General features: G+C 72.0%; 17 protein-coding genes. 10 read left to right on the top strand and 7 right to left on the bottom strand.

Annotated elements, in window-relative coordinates; genetic code table 11:
• Positions 1–50: 50 nt before the first annotated feature.
• The 5 genes from ACZ6D7_RS41175 to ACZ6D7_RS41155 all read right to left on the bottom strand — a co-directional run bounded on the left by ACZ6D7_RS41175 (position 51) and on the right by ACZ6D7_RS41155 (position 3728).
• Entirely contained in the window at positions 51–461 is a 411-nt protein-coding gene (locus tag ACZ6D7_RS41175; protein ID WP_469502336.1) for a CBS domain-containing protein, read from the bottom strand.
• 92 nt (positions 462–553) lie between these two features.
• A complete protein-coding gene (locus tag ACZ6D7_RS41170) occupies positions 554–2098 on the bottom strand; it encodes a DEAD/DEAH box helicase (RefSeq protein WP_469502333.1) in 1545 nt (514 codons plus the stop codon).
• A 274-nt stretch (positions 2099–2372) separates the two neighbouring features.
• Positions 2373–2576: a cold-shock protein gene (locus tag ACZ6D7_RS41165; RefSeq protein WP_030736617.1), complete on the bottom strand. Its 204-nt coding sequence runs from the start codon at positions 2574–2576 to the stop codon at positions 2373–2375.
• Between the two features lie 232 nt (positions 2577–2808).
• Positions 2809–3147 (bottom strand): helix-turn-helix domain-containing protein, encoded by a 339-nt coding sequence (locus ACZ6D7_RS41160; RefSeq protein ID WP_469502330.1) that lies wholly within the window; start codon positions 3145–3147, stop codon positions 2809–2811.
• Between the two features lie 239 nt (positions 3148–3386).
• On the bottom strand, positions 3387–3728 hold the full coding sequence (locus ACZ6D7_RS41155; RefSeq protein WP_469502328.1) for a hypothetical protein: 342 nt from the start codon (positions 3726–3728) through the stop codon (positions 3387–3389).
• A 195-nt stretch (positions 3729–3923) separates the two neighbouring features.
• Between ACZ6D7_RS41155 and ACZ6D7_RS41150 the strand changes: the two genes are divergently transcribed.
• From ACZ6D7_RS41150 to ACZ6D7_RS41140, 3 genes are all read left to right on the top strand, one after another.
• On the top strand, positions 3924–4733 hold the full coding sequence (locus ACZ6D7_RS41150; protein ID WP_469502326.1) for a hypothetical protein: 810 nt from the start codon (positions 3924–3926) through the stop codon (positions 4731–4733).
• Positions 4734–5285: 552 nt separating this feature from the next.
• Positions 5286–6596 (top strand): cation:proton antiporter, encoded by a 1311-nt coding sequence (locus tag ACZ6D7_RS41145; RefSeq protein ID WP_469502323.1) that lies wholly within the window; start codon positions 5286–5288, stop codon positions 6594–6596.
• Between the two features lie 67 nt (positions 6597–6663).
• A complete protein-coding gene (locus ACZ6D7_RS41140; protein ID WP_469502320.1) occupies positions 6664–7767 on the top strand; it encodes a hypothetical protein in 1104 nt (367 codons plus the stop codon).
• Between the two features lie 110 nt (positions 7768–7877).
• Here ACZ6D7_RS41140 and ACZ6D7_RS41135 read toward each other — a convergent pair whose 3' ends face one another.
• Positions 7878–8423 (bottom strand): DUF4232 domain-containing protein, encoded by a 546-nt coding sequence (locus ACZ6D7_RS41135; RefSeq protein WP_469502317.1) that lies wholly within the window; start codon positions 8421–8423, stop codon positions 7878–7880.
• A gap of 321 nt (positions 8424–8744) precedes the next feature.
• On the opposite strand from ACZ6D7_RS41135, the gene ACZ6D7_RS41130 reads away from it, so the two are divergent.
• Positions 8745–10091 (top strand): helix-turn-helix domain-containing protein, encoded by a 1347-nt coding sequence (locus tag ACZ6D7_RS41130; protein ID WP_469502311.1) that lies wholly within the window; start codon positions 8745–8747, stop codon positions 10089–10091.
• Positions 10092–10158: 67 nt separating this feature from the next.
• Here the strand turns inward: ACZ6D7_RS41130 and ACZ6D7_RS41125 are convergent, their stop codons facing one another.
• Complete coding sequence (locus tag ACZ6D7_RS41125) at positions 10159–11313, bottom strand: L,D-transpeptidase (protein WP_469502431.1); 1155 nt, start codon at positions 11311–11313, stop codon at positions 10159–10161.
• A gap of 278 nt (positions 11314–11591) precedes the next feature.
• On the opposite strand from ACZ6D7_RS41125, the gene ACZ6D7_RS41120 reads away from it, so the two are divergent.
• The 6 genes from ACZ6D7_RS41120 to ACZ6D7_RS41095 all read left to right on the top strand — a co-directional run.
• Positions 11592–12794 carry a lipid II:glycine glycyltransferase FemX gene (locus ACZ6D7_RS41120; RefSeq protein WP_469502305.1) on the top strand — a complete coding sequence of 401 codons (1203 nt, stop codon included), beginning with the start codon at positions 11592–11594 and terminating at the stop codon, positions 12792–12794.
• Entirely contained in the window at positions 12791–14443 is a 1653-nt protein-coding gene (gene murJ, locus ACZ6D7_RS41115) for a murein biosynthesis integral membrane protein MurJ (protein ID WP_469502298.1), read from the top strand. The genes ACZ6D7_RS41120 and murJ overlap by 4 nt, the downstream gene beginning before the upstream one ends.
• A 28-nt stretch (positions 14444–14471) precedes the next feature.
• A complete protein-coding gene (locus ACZ6D7_RS41110) occupies positions 14472–15155 on the top strand; it encodes a response regulator (RefSeq protein ID WP_469502296.1) in 684 nt (227 codons plus the stop codon).
• Positions 15056–16621, top strand: coding sequence for an ATP-binding protein (locus tag ACZ6D7_RS41105; RefSeq protein ID WP_469502294.1), 1566 nt, complete (start codon positions 15056–15058; stop codon positions 16619–16621). Before ACZ6D7_RS41110 ends, ACZ6D7_RS41105 begins: the two co-directional genes overlap by 100 nt.
• A complete protein-coding gene (locus tag ACZ6D7_RS41100; protein ID WP_469502291.1) occupies positions 16618–17238 on the top strand; it encodes a hypothetical protein in 621 nt (206 codons plus the stop codon). Before ACZ6D7_RS41105 ends, ACZ6D7_RS41100 begins: the two co-directional genes overlap by 4 nt.
• 146 nt (positions 17239–17384) lie before the next feature.
• Positions 17385–18171 (top strand): helix-turn-helix domain-containing protein (locus ACZ6D7_RS41095; RefSeq protein WP_469502288.1); only part of this gene is annotated, 787 nt, incomplete at its 3' end.

The raw sequence follows: 18171 nt of genomic DNA, 5'->3' as shown, positions 1-18171 counted from the left end.
TCCACAGGCTCGGGGAGAGGAACACCGGAGGGCCGACCGCCCGACGGCGGTCAGCGGGGCAGAGCGAGGACGCCCAGGGCGTAGCCGTGCTCGTCGATCACGGGGGAGACGTCCAGGGTCCGGACCCGCATGGCGGCTTCCGCCTCGCCGAGTACGGCCATGGACGCGGTGAACGGTCCGCGGTCGAGCGGGATGTCCCGCAGCCGCGTCCGGTCGCTGTACCAGGAGCCGCCGCGGTGCGCGGCGAGCTGGGCCCGGGTGACCAGGCCCGCGCACCGGCCGTCCTCGTCCCGCAGGAGCAGGTGCGGGACGCGGGCGCCGATGAGTACGGACAGGGCCACGTCGACGGTCATGTGGTCGTCGACCTGGGGCCCGGGGGCGTACAGCATGGCGTCACGGGCGGTCAGGCCCGTGCCGTCGGTGGTCCCGGCCTGCCGTGCGCGGGGCGGATGCGGCGTCAAGGGCTTCTCCTCTTCGTCGGTGCGGGCAGGACGGGCGAGGGTCGCCCCCGGGGCATGTCGTCCCTGGGCTGTCGGGGTGTGCCGGCCCCGGGTTACGGGGTGTCCCTCGGGGTGGAGCGGCGGGGCCGGGCGGCGGGCCGCCCGTTCCCGTTCCCGCCGCGGCCGGCGGCCCGTGCCCTGCGGCTGCGGCCGGCGGCTCCCGAGCGGTCGCGCCGTTCGGACGGCGCGGCGGCGGGCGCGGGGATGGTGACGGGCACCCCGGACGGAGCCTGGGCGCCTGTGATGCGGTGCAGTTCGGCCTCGCCGGGGCGGACCCGGGCGGTACGCGGCGTGATGCCGGCGTCGGCCATCAGCCGGTCCATCGAGCGACGCTGGTGCGGCAGGACGAGGGTGACGACGGTGCCCGACTCGCCGGCCCGGGCGGTACGGCCGCCGCGGTGCAGGTAGTCCTTGTGGTCGGCGGGCGGGTCGACGTTCACGACGAGGTCGAGGTTGTCGACGTGGATGCCGCGGGCGGCGACGTTGGTGGCCACCAGGACCGTGACGTGCCCGTCCTTGAACTGGGCGAGCGTCCGGTTGCGCTGCGGCTGGGACTTGCCGCCGTGCAGGGCCGAGGCCCGCACGCCGACGGACAGCAGGTGCTTGGCCAGCCGGTCCACCGCGTGCTTGGTGTCCAGGAACATGATCACTCGCCCGTCGCGGGCGGCGATCTCGGTCGCGGCGGCGTGCTTGTCGTCGTCGTGCACGTGCAGCAGGTGGTGCTCCATCGTGGTGACGGCACCCGCGGACGGGTCCACCGAGTGCACCACGGGGTCGTGGAGGTAGCGGCGGACCAGGAGGTCGATGTTGCGGTCCAGGGTGGCCGAGAACAGCAGCCGCTGGCCGTCGGGGCCGACCTGGTCGAGCAGTTCGGTGACCTGCGGCATGAAGCCCATGTCGGCCATCTGGTCGGCTTCGTCCAGGACGGTGACGGTGACCTGGTCCAGCCGGCAGTCGCCGCGCTCGATGAGGTCCTTCAGCCGGCCGGGGGTCGCCACGACGACCTCGGCGCCGCCGCGCAGCGCGCTCGCCTGGCGGCCGATCGACATGCCGCCGACCACGGTGGCGAGCCGCAGCCGCAGGGCGCGGGCGTACGGCGTGAGCGCGTCGGTGACCTGCTGCGCCAGTTCCCGGGTGGGTACGAGGACGAGCGCGAGCGGCTGCCGGGGCTGGGCCCGCTGCCCGTCGAGCCGGGCCAGTACGGGCAGGCCGAAGGCGAGGGTCTTTCCCGAGCCCGTGCGCCCGCGGCCCAGGACGTCCCGGCCGGCCAGCGCGTTCGGCAGCGTGGCCGCCTGGATCGGGAAGGGCACGGTGACGCCCTCGGCGCCGAGCGCGGCCAGCAGCCGTGCGGGCATGGCCAGTTCGGCGAACGTCTCGACCGCCGGCAGCGGCTCGGTGAGGGTGACCGGCGGGGCGAACTCCTGCCGGCGGGTGGTGGCGCGGGGCCGCTGGCCTCGCCCGGTGCCCGGACGAGGGCTCTGGCGGCCCGGCTCCGCTGCGCGGAAGCGGCTGCCGCGAGCGGAGCCTGCCGAGCGCGTGGAGCTTCGGTCGGTGCGGGAGCGGTCGGAGCCGCTACCGGTACGGCGGGTGCGGTTCATGGAGGAACCTTCCTCGATGCGGCGTATCGAGGAATTCCGTCCAGCGGCCGGAGGCCGCGCCAGGATTCACAAGAATGAGCCGAGGGAAAAGCGAAGGCCGAGCCTCACGGCGTACACGCGCCGGGGCTGGCAGAAATGCGGGAAACCCGGGAGACCCACGGGAAACCCAAGGGCCCGGGACACCCGAGGTGTCCGGGAAGTGTCCGGAAAAACAACGAGCTGGGGCCCGCACCCCTAGAGTGCGGGCCCCAGTCTCATGAAGTTCGCGTCAGCGTCAGGCGGGAACGATGTTCTCGGCCTGGGGGCCCTTCTGGCCCTGCGTGACGTCGAAGGTCACCTTCTGGCCTTCCTGAAGCTCGCGGAAGCCGGTGGTGGCGATGTTCGAGTAGTGGGCGAAGACGTCAGCGCCGCCGCCGTCCTGCTCGATGAAGCCGAAGCCCTTTTCCGCGTTGAACCACTTCACGGTGCCAGATGCCATATTGAATCTCCCTTGGGGGGCAGTGCCGGACTCCGCACTTTGCGGATCCGAGTCGCCGCGATGATCACCCCTCCGGAAAGATCCGGAAAGCTCTGCAAAGAAAACAAATCTCTGGCAACCAAAACTGCAACTGCTATCACGCTAACACAGGTCGGGTGGAAGCCCCCATGTCTTTTTGCGGCCGGCCGGGAATTCTCGGCCGGCTGGAGCCTGTATTTCTGTACCGGCCGGACTAGGTATCCGCGCCGTGTCCGTCCAGGATCCGGCGCATGTCCCGGTTCAGACGGAGGGCGTCGTCGAGCTGGTCCTCGAGGGAGACGATGCGGCACGCGGCCTCGATGGGGGTGCCCTGGTCGACGAGTTCACGGGCGCGGGCGGCGATCCGCAACTGGCGGCGCGAGTACCGGCGGTGGCCGCCCTCCGAGCGCAGGGGGGTGATCAACTCGGCTTCGCCTACGGCCCGGAGGAAGGCGGGGGTGGTGCCGAGAATGTCGGCGGCCCGCCCCATGGTGTAGGCGGGGTAGTCGTCGTCGTCGAGGTTCCCGGCGACAGGGACGTTCTCAGCGGGCATAGCACCTTCGATTCGGGGGCGTGCCCCAACCCTATCTCCGCCGGGCACGGAGATGTGGTCTCGCCGTGACAGACTTTTCTCCCGCTGCGCGGGCCGGGCCCGACCGGTCACGATCATGTTTTTTCCCGGCGGGAAACCCTATCGGGGTACAGCCGGGAAACCCCATCGGGGTACAGGGGTCGGCACACGGGACGGCGGCGGACGCGCCGGGAGCCGTCAGCCGGGTTCGGCGGGAGCCGTCAGCCGGGTTCGTCGGTGTGTGTGCGCCGGGCCTGGGAGCGGCTGGTGTCCAGCCAGGGCGAGGGCGCGGCCGGGTCGTCGGCGGCGCCGCGGGTGTCGACCGTCAGGTGGAGCAGGGTGCCGCGGCCGTCCGGGCCCGTGGGATAGCTGCGCGGCTCGTCACAGGGGAACACCTGGCGCAGGACGAGGGCGACCCGCCGGGCGGCTTCGGGGTCCGCCGCGATGATGCGTACCTCGGCGAGGCCGTCGTCCGTGGGCGGGGTCACCCGGACCTCGGGGAAACTGTCGACGCTGTCGACGTCGTCGGAGCGGCCGGAACTCGTCGCGTGCGTAAACGTCACTGCGTACTCCTCTGCCGCCGCCCCCGATACGTCCACCGTACTCCCGAGCCGACCCGGCCGACCGGGCCGGACGCGTGCGCCGGAGTACGGTGAAGGTGCCGAGGGCTCTTCGCGCGCCCGCTCCCACGCGGTGCCGTTCTCGGCGAACGTCGACGCCGGGCCGGTCCTGTCCGGACCCGGGGCAGGACTCGCCTCATGACCGTGAACGTGCCCGGCCGGAGGGGCCCGCAGGGGCCGTCGCCCCTGGAGGGGGAGCGCATCCGCCCGCTGTCGCGCTGGCAGATCGAGGACCGGCTGGAGGAACTCGGCGACCTGTACGCGGAGACCGCCGGAGGCGATCCACGGGCCTGGAACCACGACCGCGAGCAGTTCCTGCGCCGGCTCGCCGGCGAGGTGCAGCGACCGGGCTTCGCCCTGCTGATCGCGGAGCGGAGCGTGTTCGAGGAACGGGCCGGCCACGGCGAAGGGGTCGTGGGCCGCGTGGTCGGCGTGGGAAGCCGCGGGGAAGGCGTCGTACTGGCGGGATGCGCCTACGGTTTCCCGGTCCGGGCGCACGGGCCGTGGTGGCGAGGCCTGGACGGGTATCTCCCGAGGGAGCTGCTTCCGCTCGCCGCCTCCGGGAGGCTCTTCGCGATCTCCGGGCTCGTGGTCCACTCCCGGGTACGCACCCAGAACCAGGGCCGTGACTGGAACCTCGCCCGGCGCCTGCAACGGCGGCTGCTCGCCGACCACACCGCCGGACTCGCCGACCACACCGCCGGACTCGCCGACCACACCGCCGGACTCGCCGGCCACACAGCCGACGGCCTCGCCGACCACGCCAAGGACGACCACGCCACGGCCGGATGCGCCGACGATCCCGCCGTGCTCGGTGTCACGCTGGTGGACCGTGGCGACGCGACGACCCTTCGGGCCCTGCGGTCCTGGGGCTGGCGGCCCGTCGCCCCAGGCGCCCCGGACACACCTTTCTCGGCACCCTGCCGCGCCCTGATCCTCGGGCCGTGACGGCGCCCGGCATCCTCGGGCCGTGACGGCGCTCGGCATCCTCGGGCCGTGACGGCGCCCGGCATCCTCGGGCCGTGACGGCGCTCGGCCGCGTCCGGTGTGCGCGGCCGGCTCACGCGTCCGGCAGCCGCGGTCCGCTCAGGCGCGGCCCTTCGCCGCGTCGTAGTCCTCCCGCGCCTTCTCCACCTGGTCCATGTCCTCCCGCGCCGAACTACTTCACCCGCGCCGCCGAGGCGTACCAGGAAGCGGCAGCGCAATTGCGCGACGGCACCGCCGGTCACTGAACCCGGCGGCCCAGGTTCCGCCCGGACATGGCTCCCCCGCTTCATTGCTGCCGTGCCGTCCGTTCCGCGTGCGCCTGTTCCGCGTGGCCACGCCTCGCCCGCGGCGGTCAGGATCGTCCCCTCCTCGCGGATGCTCCGGGCGTGCAGGTGGTCATCGGTGAGGTTCTGCATGAGCCAGGACGGCACTGTCCATAGCTGTCCGCCCACGCGTGTCGGTGCCGTCTTCGGCATTCGTCCTGGCGTGACACTGATCTCCGATGGGGACGTCATGAGTGGTGGCAGCGCTTGGACCGGGGCGGCGATCGCGGCCGTCACCGCGGGCTACGCGCTGTTCTCCCGCCGTCTGGCCTCGACGCCAGTCTCGGCGCCGATGGTGTTCACCGGCTTCGGGGTGGCGATCGGTCCGATCGGTCTGGACGTTCTCGACCTGGGGCACGATGCCGGCCGGGTGCTGGCGTTGGTCGAGGCCGCGCTGACGCTCCTGCTCTTCACCGACGCGATGACCGTGCGGCGAAGGGACCTTCGCACGGGCGGCTTCCTGCCGCGGCGCCTGCTGGCCGTCGGCCTGCCGCTGAGCATCGGAGCGGGCTGGCTGCTGGCCTGGCCCCTCTTTCCGGGGCTGACGCTGTGGGAGCTCGCGTTGCTCGGCGCGATCCTCGCCCCCACCGACGCGGCACTCGGCAAGGTCGCCAGTTTCAGCCCCCGGGTCCCGCCCCTCGTGCGCCACGGGCTCAACGTGGAGAGCGGCCTGAACGACGGTCTGGTACTGCCGTTCTTCATCCTGTTCCTCGCCGCCGTCCCGGGCACGGTCACCTCCGAGGAGGGCGCGGCCGGCGTGTTCTGGCGGGCACTGGTGCTCAGCACCGTGCTCGGCCTGGCCCTCGGGGGCCTCGGCGGACGGCTGTTGACCGTCGCGAGAGCCCGTGGCTGGGCGACGGACGAATGGCAGCAGATCGTCGTCCTGGCGGTGGCCTTCTGTGTCTACAGCGTGGCAACGGCCGTGGACGGAAGCGGCTTCATCGCCGCCTGGACGGGGGGCTTCGCCTTCGGCCTCGCACTGCGCAAGGGTGAGCCGGCGGGCCCGAGGCCGACCAAGGCGCACACCGCCGACCTGGCCGACTACCTGGGCGGATTGCTCGGCACACTGAGCTTCCTGGTCTTCGGCGCGGTCCTGCTCGGCCCGGCGCTCGAGCACCTGGACTGGCGGATCGTCACGTACGCGGTGCTCAGCCTGACCGTGGTCAGAATGCTTCCGGTGGCCCTCGCGCTGACCGGCGCCGGCCTGCGGCCGCCCACCGTGGCCTACGTCGGCTGGTTCGGCCCCCGTGGCCTGGCCTCCGTCGTCTTCGGCCTCCTTCTGGTGGAGGAACACGTGCCCGGGATCGGGCTGCTGGGCCGGGTCATCGCGGTCACCATCGGCCTCAGTGTCCTGTTGCACGGGATGTCGGCCTCGTTCCTCGCCGGCCGCTACGGCGACTGGTACGACGCCGCGCTCGCCGCGACCCCCGGTCTGCGGGAGGCCGAGGCGCCCGCACCCGGTTCCCGGAAGCGGGAGAGCGGTCCGCGACGCCTGCGCTGAGCGTGAGGGGAGCACGAGGGGACCCGCGGGACGGCATGTCACTGCCAAGGGTTAAGGTCCGGCCTGCGTGTCTCATGAGACGGTGCGGCTCCCGTCCGTCCCGGTCGACCCGGACACCACCCGGTTCACGGTCACCGACGCCCCGGGCACCGCCGGACAGTTCACGTACATCCTGTCGTACGAGGGTGACGCCACCCACCAGCCGACGACCGCCGGCATGGGCCTGGTGGTCTCCCTGTACGCCCCGGTCCTGACGCTGAAGGCCCCGGCGACCGCGACCCGAGGGGCCGCCCTGTCCTTCGGCGGCAAGCTCGGTGACGCCCCGTACGGCAGCGGCCAGACGGTCACCGTCTCCCGCACGGACGCCGCCCACACCACGACGCCGGTGAAGTGGACCGCGCCCGTGGCCGCCGACGGCACGATCACCGTGAAGGACACGCCGTCCATCGGCGGCGCCAACACCTACACGGTCAGCTACCCGGGCGACGCCTCCCACCGGGCGGCCACCACCTCCGCGATCGTCCAGGTGTCCCGCGCGGCGACGGCCATGTCCGTCACCACCAACGCGACCTCGTACACGTACGGCGCGACGGCCACCGTCACCGCGCACCTCGGCACGACGTACAACAGCCGTACGGTCTCGATCTACGCCACGCCCTACGGTGGTACGAAGACGCTGGTCAAGACGGGGACCGTGGACGCCAAGGGCAACCTGACGGCCACGTACAAGGTCAACCGCAGGACGACCTTCACGGCGTCCTTCGCGGGCGACCACCGCTACGCGCCGGCGGCGGTCACCCGTGCCGTCAACGCCTATGCGAAGGTCGCGACGACGCTCGGTGGCTACTACACCAGCACCACGTACAGCGGCCTCACCTACCGCGTCTACCACCGCACGGTGAAGCCGACGGTGACCGCGACCGTGACGCCGAACAAGGCGGGTCAGTGCCAGCGCTTCCAGGTCCAGCAGTACTACAGCGGAGCCTGGCACACGCTCACCACGTCGGGCTGCTTCACCCTGGCCTCGAACAGCACCGCGAAGACCCAGCTGACCCTCACCAACGCGCTCAACCAGAAGTTCCGGGTCCGCTCCCAGTACGAGCGCGGCACGCAGGACACCTCCAACCTGAGCACGTGGAGCGGCTGGCTCTACTTCACGGTCAGGACCTGAGGTCCCAGTACGAGGCCCCAGTACGAGGCCCTGTACGAGGCACCGCACGAGGCCCCCGCCGGGAGATCGGCGGGGGCCTCGTGGCTGTGTCGTGCGGGCCGCCGGGGCGGCTACCAGGAGAGTGCGTCCGCGGCGTTGTCCTGCCAGTAGGTGACGACGGCGGCGCTGTTGAAGAAGACACCGCCGTTCGGCAGCTTCAGGGTCTTCTCCGTGCCGGTCGCGCCGCCGTTCTTGTCGGCGAGGAACACGCCCAGGGTCTTCGTGGTGCTGCCGCCTTCGCCGTCGGGGGAGTAGGTCGTGATGCCCGCGTACGCGGACTGGCCCGGCTTGAGCGTCAGCACGGCCTGCGGCGTGGTCTCCTCGGCCCACGGCAGCGGGGCCTGGGCGTCGGCGCCGGCCCTCAGGAAGGGGGCGCTGTAGGCGTAGCACGGCTTGGTGCCGGTGTTGGTGGCCTTGAGCAGCAGGTGGTTGATCGGGCGGGACACCTCGGAGACCGTCAGCTCGGTGTTCGCCGTGGTGCAGGTGACGACCGAGGACGCCTTCGTGGTGGCGGCGGAGGCGGTCGCCCCGGCGGCCTGGAAGCCGACGAGCGCGAGGGCGGCGACGACCATGGAGGAGGCGGCCGTGCGGGAGGCGAGACGGGTGCTGCTACGCATGAAGGGACTGCTTTCTCTGAACATCAGGAAGATGATCTTCCAGTTGTGAACTGTGTCGGTCGGTCTTGTCCTGGTCGTGCCGCACGGTCCTGGTCGTGCTGCACGGGTGCGTGGGCGCGCCGGAAGTGCGGGCCGTGACAGCGGAGTCGAGCGGGCCGATCACCGTGTCCGGCGAGGCGCCGTGCTTGGATGGCCCAAGCCTGTGCCATGCGGCGTCCCCTCCGCCATTCCATCCGGAGTTTCGGGACGCCGGGATGCGCGTACCGGCTCTGACCTGGGGAAACGTGACCTTCTCGGGATGTCGAACGGAATGGGGGACCGGTGGGGACGGCTGAGGAGATCGCTGAATTCGCGGCGCTGCTGCGTGAGTTGAAGCAGCGGTCCGGGCTGAGTTACGAGGCTCTGGCGAAGCGGGCGCACATGAGCACCTCGACGCTGCACCGGTACTGCAAGGGGGAAGGAGTACCGGCCGACAACGCGGCCCTCTCCCGCTTCGCCCGGGTGTGCAGGGCGACTCCCGAGGAACTGACCGAGTTACACCGGCGCTGGGTCCTGGCGGACGCGGCGCGGGAACGAGTCCGGCGGGCCGCGGCGGACGCGGGACCGGACTCCGCGGACCGGGCCGGAGCGTCCGCCTCCGGCTCGGGCCCGGAACCACGCTCCGCGCAGGCCCGCATGAGCGAGCCCGGGGACGGAGACCCTCCCGGATCCGTCGCCGAACCGTCGCCGGAGACGGCCGCACCCGCCCGCCGTACGCCGATGCTCCTGCGGACCGCCCGCAGGCGGTGGGCCCTGATCGCCGCGAGCACCGCCGTCGTCGTCGCCGTGACCACCGCGATCACGGTCGACCTGAAGGGCGGGGGGACGGACCCGGCGGAGAACGGCCGGCCGGCCGGCACCGTGACCTCCGCCGGACGACAGCCCTCCGCCTCCTCCACGACGCACCCATCGGCGTCCGTGTCCCCCTCCGCGCGCCCGAGCGGCTCCCCGGCCCCGGCCCCCGGGACGCCCGACGCCAAGCCGTCGGCAGGCAGCGCCGACACGGGCCGCGCCCAGGACGCCGATGAGGTCCCGCTGACGGTGACCACCCGCACCTATGCCTGGGAGGACCCGCAGTGCGAGGGGAAGTACCTGATCGACCGGCCTCCCGGCGAAGTCTCGCCGCCGGTGATGGGGCAGGACCTGCCGGGCTGGGTGACGTCGCACGGCGCCGTCGCCGCCGACGGGCAGCGGGTGGCGTTGACCGTTCAGGGCACCGGGGACGACACCGTCGTCATCGAGTCCCTGCACGTCCGGGTGGTCGACTCGAACGTGCCCCCGGCCTGGAACGCCTACCTGGGGTCGTCGGGCTGCGGCGGAGGCGTGGAGACGAGGTCGTTCGTCACGGACCTCGACGCCGGTCACCCCGCCGTCGTGCCGAGGGCCGGCCAGCGCGGTGTCCCCTACAAGGTCAGCCGGTCCGATCCCGAGGTGCTGTACATCACCGCCCATGCCAGTGCCCACGATGTGACCTGGTACGTGGAGCTGCTGTGGTCGAGCGGCGGCCGGCAGGGAACCATACGGATCGACGACCACGGAATTCCGTTCCGCACCAGCGGCAGCCGGGGCCGTCCCGTCTACGAGCACCTGCTCGGCGGCACCGAATGGTTCCGTGTGTCGGAGAACTGATCTCCCGATCGGGCTGGACGACTCAGGACCGTGACTCAGGACCGCGACTCAGAAGGCGGACCGCTTCTCAGCGCAGCGCGCTCTTCTGCTGCCACTCGGTCCACGAGAGGTTCCACGCGCCGAAGCCGTTCCCGGGCGCGACCACGCCCTTGGTGTCCTTGCCGGTGATCTCGAACGGGTCGCCCGGCCGCACCTGCGCATAGAACCAGGCCGCGTTCGCGTCGCTCATTCCTATGCATCCGGAACTCTGGTTGGCGTTGCCGAAGTAGCGGGCGTTCCACGGGGCGGCGTGCGTGTACATGCCCGACCAGGTCAGTCGCATCGAGTAGTCGACCATCTTGTCGTAGGCGTTGCCCAGGCCCACCGTCTCGGAGTTCATGTTGATCGTGCCCTCCTTGGCCATGAGCACGGCGGTTCCGCGCCAGGAGCGCTTGTCACCGCCGGGCGTGCCGCCGGAGACCGGTATGCGCCGGACCGTCTCGCCGTCACGTACGAGCGTGAGGTGGTGGCTGTCGAGGTCGACCTTGACGATCTGCTGGGCGCCGATGGTGAAGGTGCTCGTGTAGTCGCGTACGAACCAGCCGCCGTCCGCGCCCGAGTCGGTGCCGTTCAACTCGGCGTTCAGCGTGACCTTGGTTCCGGGCTTCCAGTACTCCTTGGGCCGCCAGTCCACCCGGTCCCTGCCCGAGTAGTCGGTTATCCAGCCCCAGGAGCCCTCGGTGTTGTTCGAGGTGGTGATCCGCAGCTGCTTCTCGACCTCGGCCCGGTTCTTCACCGGGTTGTCGAAGACCAGGGAGATCGGCTGGGCGATGCCGACGGTGGCGTCGGTGCCCGGTCGCCAGTCGACCTTGTTGACCTTGTCCGCCGGAGCCGTGGTGAAGGCGGCCTTGGCGCTGCCGGAGGTTCCGCCCTCGGTCCGGGTCGCCGCCGTCACCGTGTACGCCGCGCCCGGTGCGGCCTTGCGGTCGGAGACCCACGACCGGCCGTCGGCGGCGACCTTGCCGGCGAGCTTGTGGCCCTCGGCGTCGGCGACGGTCACCGAGGTGAGCCTGCCGCCCGTGGCCGTGACCCGCACGGGCTTGCCCGCCGGGACCTGTTCTCCCGTCGGCGTGACGGTGACCTCGACCGGGCGGTCGTCGGCGCCCGGCGTCCCCTCGGTGTCCCGGGTGGCGGAGGAGGCGCCCGACGAGCAGGCGGCGAGCGGCGCCAGCAGGGCGGCCATGGCGGCGGCCACGACGGCGGCCCGGACCCGGGCATGGGCGAGTACGCGTGTGCGGGGCAACAGGACCTCCGGGAGGGACGAGAACGGGGTGGGCGAGTAGCCGATGTCGTGACTGTAGAGCCGGAAAACCCGAGGTCAGCCGCTATGGAGCAATGTGACGGCGACTGGTGAGGAACGGTCATGGTCCGGTCACATTCGCCGCGCGGAGCGGTCATGGTCCGCTGTGAGCATCCTTTGCGTCCCCGCGACAGGCCCGGGGAGAAGGAGAGGTTCAGACTGTGTCAGCGCTGCTCGTGCCGCCCAGCCGCGTGCCCCAGGCACGGAACCGGGGCGTGGCCCTGCGAACCATCCCCGCGGAGACCTACCGCGCCTTTCTCGCGTCCCCCGACGGCGCCGCCCTCGGCGCCGGATTCCTGCAGTGCCCGTCCTGGGCCGACGTCAAGGAGGGCTGGCGCGCCCAACTGCTCGGCTGGGGCCCGGATCCGGAGGCAGACGAACTGACCGGCGTGGCCCTGGTGCTGCTGCGGCAGTTCCCCGGCACCCGCAAGTACTTCGCCTACCTTCCCGAAGGGCCCGTCGCCGACTGGAACGACCCCGACGTCGACGGCTGGCTCGGTCTGTTGCTGGAACACCTGCGCCGCGCGGGCGCGTTCGCCGTGCGCATCGGCCCGTCGCCCGCCTACCGACGCTGGGACGCCGCGCTGCTCAAGCCGCTCACCGGACCGGGCCGGCGCCTGGGCGACGTCCTCGCCAGTGAGGTCGACCCGCTCGGCACCGCAGTCGCCGAGCGGCTGCGGGCCCGCGGCTGGCGCCGCTGCGGTGGTGACGGGACCGGAGCGGACGGGGACGGGGACGCCCAGCCCCGGCACGTCTTCCAGGTGCCGCTCGCCGGACGCACCACGGAGGATCTGTGGTCCGGGCTCAACCAGGAGTGGCGCCGCAATGTGCGCCGGGCCCGGAAGGAGGGCGTGGAGGTGGTGGTGGGCAGTGCGGCGGAACTCCCCGAGTTCCACCGGCTGCTCGGCATCACCGAGCGACGCGACGGTTTCCGGCTCGGCCGCTCGCTCGCCTACTACGAGCGTCAGTACGCGGCGCTCAACGCCGAGGAACCGGGTCGGATGAAGCTGTACCTCGCCCGTCACGGAGGAGAGATCCTGGCCGCCCACACGTTGATCACGGTGGGCCGCAGGGCCTGGTACCAGACCGGCGCCTCGGCCGACCACCGTCGCGAGGTCCGGCCCTCCAACGCCCTGCAGTGGCGGATGCTGCTGGACGCCCACGCCATGGGCGCCGACGTCTACGACATGCGCGGGGTACCCTCCACACTCGATCCTGAGGAACGTGCGTACGGACTGCTGCGGTGGAAGCTCGGCACCGGAGGACAGGTCGTCGAGACGTTGGGGGAATGGGAGAGACCATTGGGCGGCAGCGCCAACCACGCGCTCTACCGCGCCTTCCAGGCGTACCTGAACCGCCGATGACCCATACGACACCGGCCGGCACGGACAGCGCGGAAGCGACGAAGGCGGCCTCCACGGCACGCAGCAGTACGGCCCGCGGCAGTGCCGTCATGGCCACCGGATCCATCGTCTCCCGGGCCACCGGGTTCGCCCGGTCCGCCGTGGTCGCGGCAGCGCTGGGCACCATCGGGCCGACCGCCGACGGCTACGCGGTCGGCAACGCCCTTCCCACCATCGTCTACATGCTGCTCCTCGGCGGCGCGCTGAACGCCGTCTTCGTGCCCGAACTGGTCAAGGCCGCCAAGGAGCACGACGACGGGGGCGCCGCGTACACCGACCGTCTCGTCACCGTCTGCGTCGTCGCCCTGCTGGCGATCACCGCGAGCGCGGTATGGGCGGCTCCCGCGATCGTCGACGCGTACACCGACTACACCGGCCCGCAGGCCGCCATGACCACCGCGCTCGCCCGCTACTGCCTGCCCCAGATCTTCTTCCTCGGACTGTTCACGCTGCTCGGACAAGTACTCAACGCACGGGGCCGGTTCGGCGCGATGATGTGGGCGCCGGTGCTCAACAACCTCGTCGTCATGACCGTCTTCGGCCTGTACCTGGCGCTGGCCATGGGCGGCGGCGACACGCTCACCGCGACCGAGACCGCCGTGCTCGGCTGGGGCACGACCGCCGGTATCGCCGTCCAGGCACTCGCCCTCGTCCCCGCGCTGCGCGCGGCCCGCTTCCACTGGCGGCCCCGCTTCGACTGGCGCGGCAGCGGACTGACCCGCCCCCTGCGCGCGGCCGGCTGGCTGGTCCTGCTGGTCCTGGCGAACCAGGCCGCCTACTGGGTCACCACCCGGCTGGCCACCACCGCGGGCCTCGACGGCGGCCCCGGATACGGCGCGTACAACAACGCCTATGCCCTGTGGGTCGTACCGCACGGCATCATCACGGTCTCCGTGGTGACCGCGCTGATGCCCCGGATGAGCGCGTCCGCCGCCGACGGGGACACCGACGCCGTGCGGCGCGACGTCTCCCACGCCCTGCGCGTCTGCGCGTCCGCCGTCGTCCCCGCCGCCTGCGCGCTGTTCGCCCTCGCCCAGCCGGTGATGGCCCTCGTCTTCGGGTACGGCAGGACCGGCGCCGACGACACGGCCGCCATGGCCGGGATCCTGATGGCCTTCGCGCCGGGACTCGTCGCCCTGTCAGGCCAGTACGTCCTGTCCCGCGCCTTCTACGCGCTCTCCGACACCCGTACGCCGTTCCTGCTCAACCTCGTGATCGTCGCCCTCAACGCGGGACTGTCCCTGGCCGCCGCACACCTGCTGCCGGCCCGCTGGGCCGTGACGGGCATGGCGGCGGCGTACTCCCTGGCACTGTGCGCCGGCTGGGCGCTGACCGGGCTGGTGCTGAGCCGCCGGCTCGCCGTCGCCCGCCCCCTGCGCTCGTCCGCCGTCGGCGCGCACGCGCGGCTGCTGCTCGCCGCCGTCCCCGCCACCGCCCTTGGCCACCTCGCGGCCCTGGGCGCGGCACGGGCGGGGGCCCTGGCCGCCGCAACTGCCGGCGCGGCCGTCGTCGTCCTCACCTTCGCCCTGCTCACCCGTCCGCTGCGACTCGCCGAACTCGACGCGCTGCTCTCCGGCGTACGCCGGCGACGGACCCGGACCCGGACCTGACCTGACCATCACCGAGGGAGAACTGCCGATGCCCCGCGTGCTCCTCATCGAGGACGATCCCTCCGTACGCGAGGGGGTCGAACTCGGTCTGCGCCGCCGCGGCCACGAGGTACGGGCGGCCGCGACCGGCGAGGCCGGCCTCGCCGCGCTGGCCGAATTCCGCCCCGACCTGCTGCTGCTGGACCTGATGCTGCCCGGAATGAACGGCGTACAGGTCTGCCGGCAGGTCCGCGACCACAGCCAGCTGCCGATCATCATGCTCACCGCGCGCGGCGACGACTTCGACGTGGTCATCGGCCTGGAAGCCGGTGCCGACGACTACATCGTCAAACCCGCCCGCCCCGAGGTGATCGAGGCCCGGATCCGTGCCGTACTGCGCCGCATCGACGACAGCGGATCGGGCCGCCCGGCCATCGAGGTCTACGGCGAACTCACCATCGACCGGGTCGGACTGACCGTCACCAAAGCCGGCCGGCCGCTCGCGCTCGCGCCCTCGGAGCTCAAGCTCCTGCTGCACCTCTCCGCCGCCCCCGAGCAGGTGTTCAGCAGGCAGCAACTCCTTGAACACGTCTGGGAGCACACCTTCCACGCCGACGCCCGACTGGTCGACGCATGCGTCGCCCGGCTGCGCGGCAAGATCGAGGACGAGGCCGGCAGCCCCCGCTACGTCCAGACACTGCGGGGCTTCGGCTACCGCTTCGGGCCGCTGTGACCACCGGCGAGCGGTCGCGGGGCAGGGCGTTCGGGCTGCGTACCCGGCTGCTGCTCGCCTTCCTGCTGGTCGCCGCCGTCAGCGCCGGCACGACGGCCGCGCTGACCTACCGCGAGGCCCGCAACGCGCTGCTGGAGACCGCCCAGGACACGGCGGTCTCCTCGTTCCGTGACCACGTCCAGCAGACGGGCTTCACCCTGCCCGTGCGGGAGGAGGGCCTGGAGGAAGTCCTGCGTGACATCGCCCGCAAGGGCAAGCCCCACCCCTGGGTGGTGTTCGCCGAGTACGGTTCGCTCCGCGCCTCCTCGGGCGAGAACCCCGTCTCCACCGTCATCACACCCGAACTGCGCCGCGCCGCGCGGGCCGACCCCCACGGCAGCTTCGAACGGGTCGTCAAGGACGGCGTTCCCTACCTGACGATGGCCATGCCCACCGTCTTCAAGGCAAGCCCGAACAGCGTGCTGCCCAGCGGACTCGTCCTGTACGCCGTCATGCGGCTGACCGATGAGCAGGTCAACGTCGACGCCCTCCTCATGGCCGGCCGGGACGGCGCCCTGCCCGGCCTCGCCGTCGCGCTGATACCCGGCCTGATCGCCGCGCGCAGCGTGCTGCGCCCGGTGCGGAAGCTGCGCGAGGCGGCCCTGAACATGGGCAGCGGCAGACTCGACACCAGGATTCCGGTGCGCGGCAGCGACGAACTGGCGGACCTGGCACGCACCTTCAACGCGTCGGCGGGCCAACTGGAGCGGTCCGTACGGGAACTGCGCGAGGCCGAGGAACGCGCGCGCCGCTTCGCCTCCGACGTCTCGCACGAACTGCGCACCCCCCTCGCCGGAATGCTCGCCGTCACAGAGGTCCTCGACGAGGACGCTGACGGCCTGGACGCCGACACCGCCCGGGCGGTCCGGCTGGTCAGCGCGGAGACCGGAAAGCTCGCCGTGCTCGTCGAGGACCTGATGGAGATCTCCCGCTTCGACGCCCGCGCGGCCGAGCTGAACGCCGACGAGGTCGACGTGGCCGAGGCCATCCGCAAGACCCTCCACAACCGGCACTGGACCGACGACCGGGTCCGCGTCGAACTCCCCGACGGCATCCGGGCCCGGCTCGACCCGCGCCGCTTCGACGTCGTGATCGCCAACCTCGTCGGCAACGCCCTGCGGCACGGCGGCGCGCCCGTCACGGTACGCCTGCGCACCGAGGCACGCTCCCCGGGCACGCCCGTGCTGATCACCGAGGTCGCGGACAGCGGACCCGGCATCCGCCCCGAATCGCTCCCGCACATCTTCGACCGCTTCTACAAGGCCGACGCCGCCCGCACCCGCTCGGCGGGCAGCGGCCTGGGACTGGCGATCACCCTGGAGAACGTGAAGCTGCACGGCGGCACGATCCGCGCGGGGAACCGCCCCGAAGGCGGTGCCGTCTTCACCGTCGAGATCCCCCTTCACGCGGATGAGGCCGGCGGATGAGGCGACGTGTGTCGGCTGTCGCCTGCGCCTTCGCGGCCGCCGTACCGCTGCTCAGCGGCTGCGGTATCCAGGAGACCGACGTCATCGAGGCGGGCGGCCCTGCCACCGTCCAGGCGTTCATCAACCGCGAGTACGACATGTTGCTCTTCTTCCGTACCCCCGACGGAGAGGTGATCCCCGTGTTCCGGGAGACCGTGTCCTCGCGCGGGTTCGGCGGCGCATACGTCGAGGCGGGCGCCGAAGACAGGGCGGGGACGGTGCCGACGGAGAAGGTCGTCATGGCGTTGCTCGGCGGTCCGGGGAAGGAAGACCGGGCCGCCGGCCTGGGCACCTCCCTTCCCACCGCCCGCCCCGGCGGGACCGTCGAGGTCGAGCCCTCCTCGGGCGGCAGGGTCACGATCCGCCTGCCCTTTGCCCTGGAGGGCCTGGACAGCACCGCTCTACGTCAGCTGACCTGCACGATCGCCTACAGCGAGGACGTCGACGGCCAGGTCGTCGTGCAGCTGACGGGACAGGACGGGGCATCGAACTCCGCCACCTGCGGCCTCGCCCCCGGCAGCACCGGGGACACACCCGCGGAGACGGAGACCGAGACGCCGTCCGGCACGACGGGCTGAGAACCAGGTCAGAGACGTCACCTGCGGAGAAAGAGGGATGGCGCAACGGCTCAACCCTGAAACCATCCCAGCCGTATGGACGTACAGGTACGGGGCAGTGCCTGGGATGCCGTCCCGGATCGGGACATGACTGCACAGGCCGATGGATGGATGCGAGTACGGGCCATATGGATGCAATCCACGATGATGTAGCGGAGTTCGCGTTGCTGCTGACGCGTCTGAAGGAGCGCACAGACCGCAGCTACGCGGCGCTGGCCCGCCGTCTGGGCATGAACGCCTCCACACTGCACCGCTACTGCGCCGGAGAGGCGGTTCCCCTGGACTTCACGGGGATCGAGCGGTTCGCCGCACTCTGCGGAGCCTCCCCCGAGGAACGCGTGGAGTTGCACCGCCGGTGGATCCTGGCAGTCGCGGCACGGAAGCGAACCCGCCCACCCGCTGCCCGGCGGGCACCGACGCCCCAAGACACCACGAGCACCGTGGCATCGGCCGCACCCGCGAGCCACAGCAGCCCCGCGGACGAGGCGCCCGAGCCGACCTCGCCGGCGGACGAGGTACCCGAGCTGACGTTGCCGGCGGACGAGGTGCCCGAGCCGATCTTGCCGGCCGAACCGCGCCCGGGGCCGACCTCGCCGGCCGACCGGCGGCACCACGCCGGGCGCCCGCGACGACGGCCCGTGCGATCGCTAGCACTGGCGGTCTCGCTCGCCGTCGCGCTCGCCGGCCTCACCACATCCGCTGCCGGACCCCCCTCCGGTGGCGGTGAGTCGTCGGCCTCCGCCGGCACCACACCGAAACCCTCGGCATCGGCCACGCACAACGGCGGCAGCCCGCAACCCGCTGCCGGACCCCCCTCCGGTGGCGGTGAGTCGTCGGCCTCCGCCGGCACCACACCGAAACCCTCGGCATCGGCCACGCACAACGGCGGCAGCC

It is taken from the genome of Streptomyces sp. NPDC041784 (genome assembly GCF_055591025.1).
This window is presented reverse-complemented; position numbering and strand designations above follow the sequence as displayed.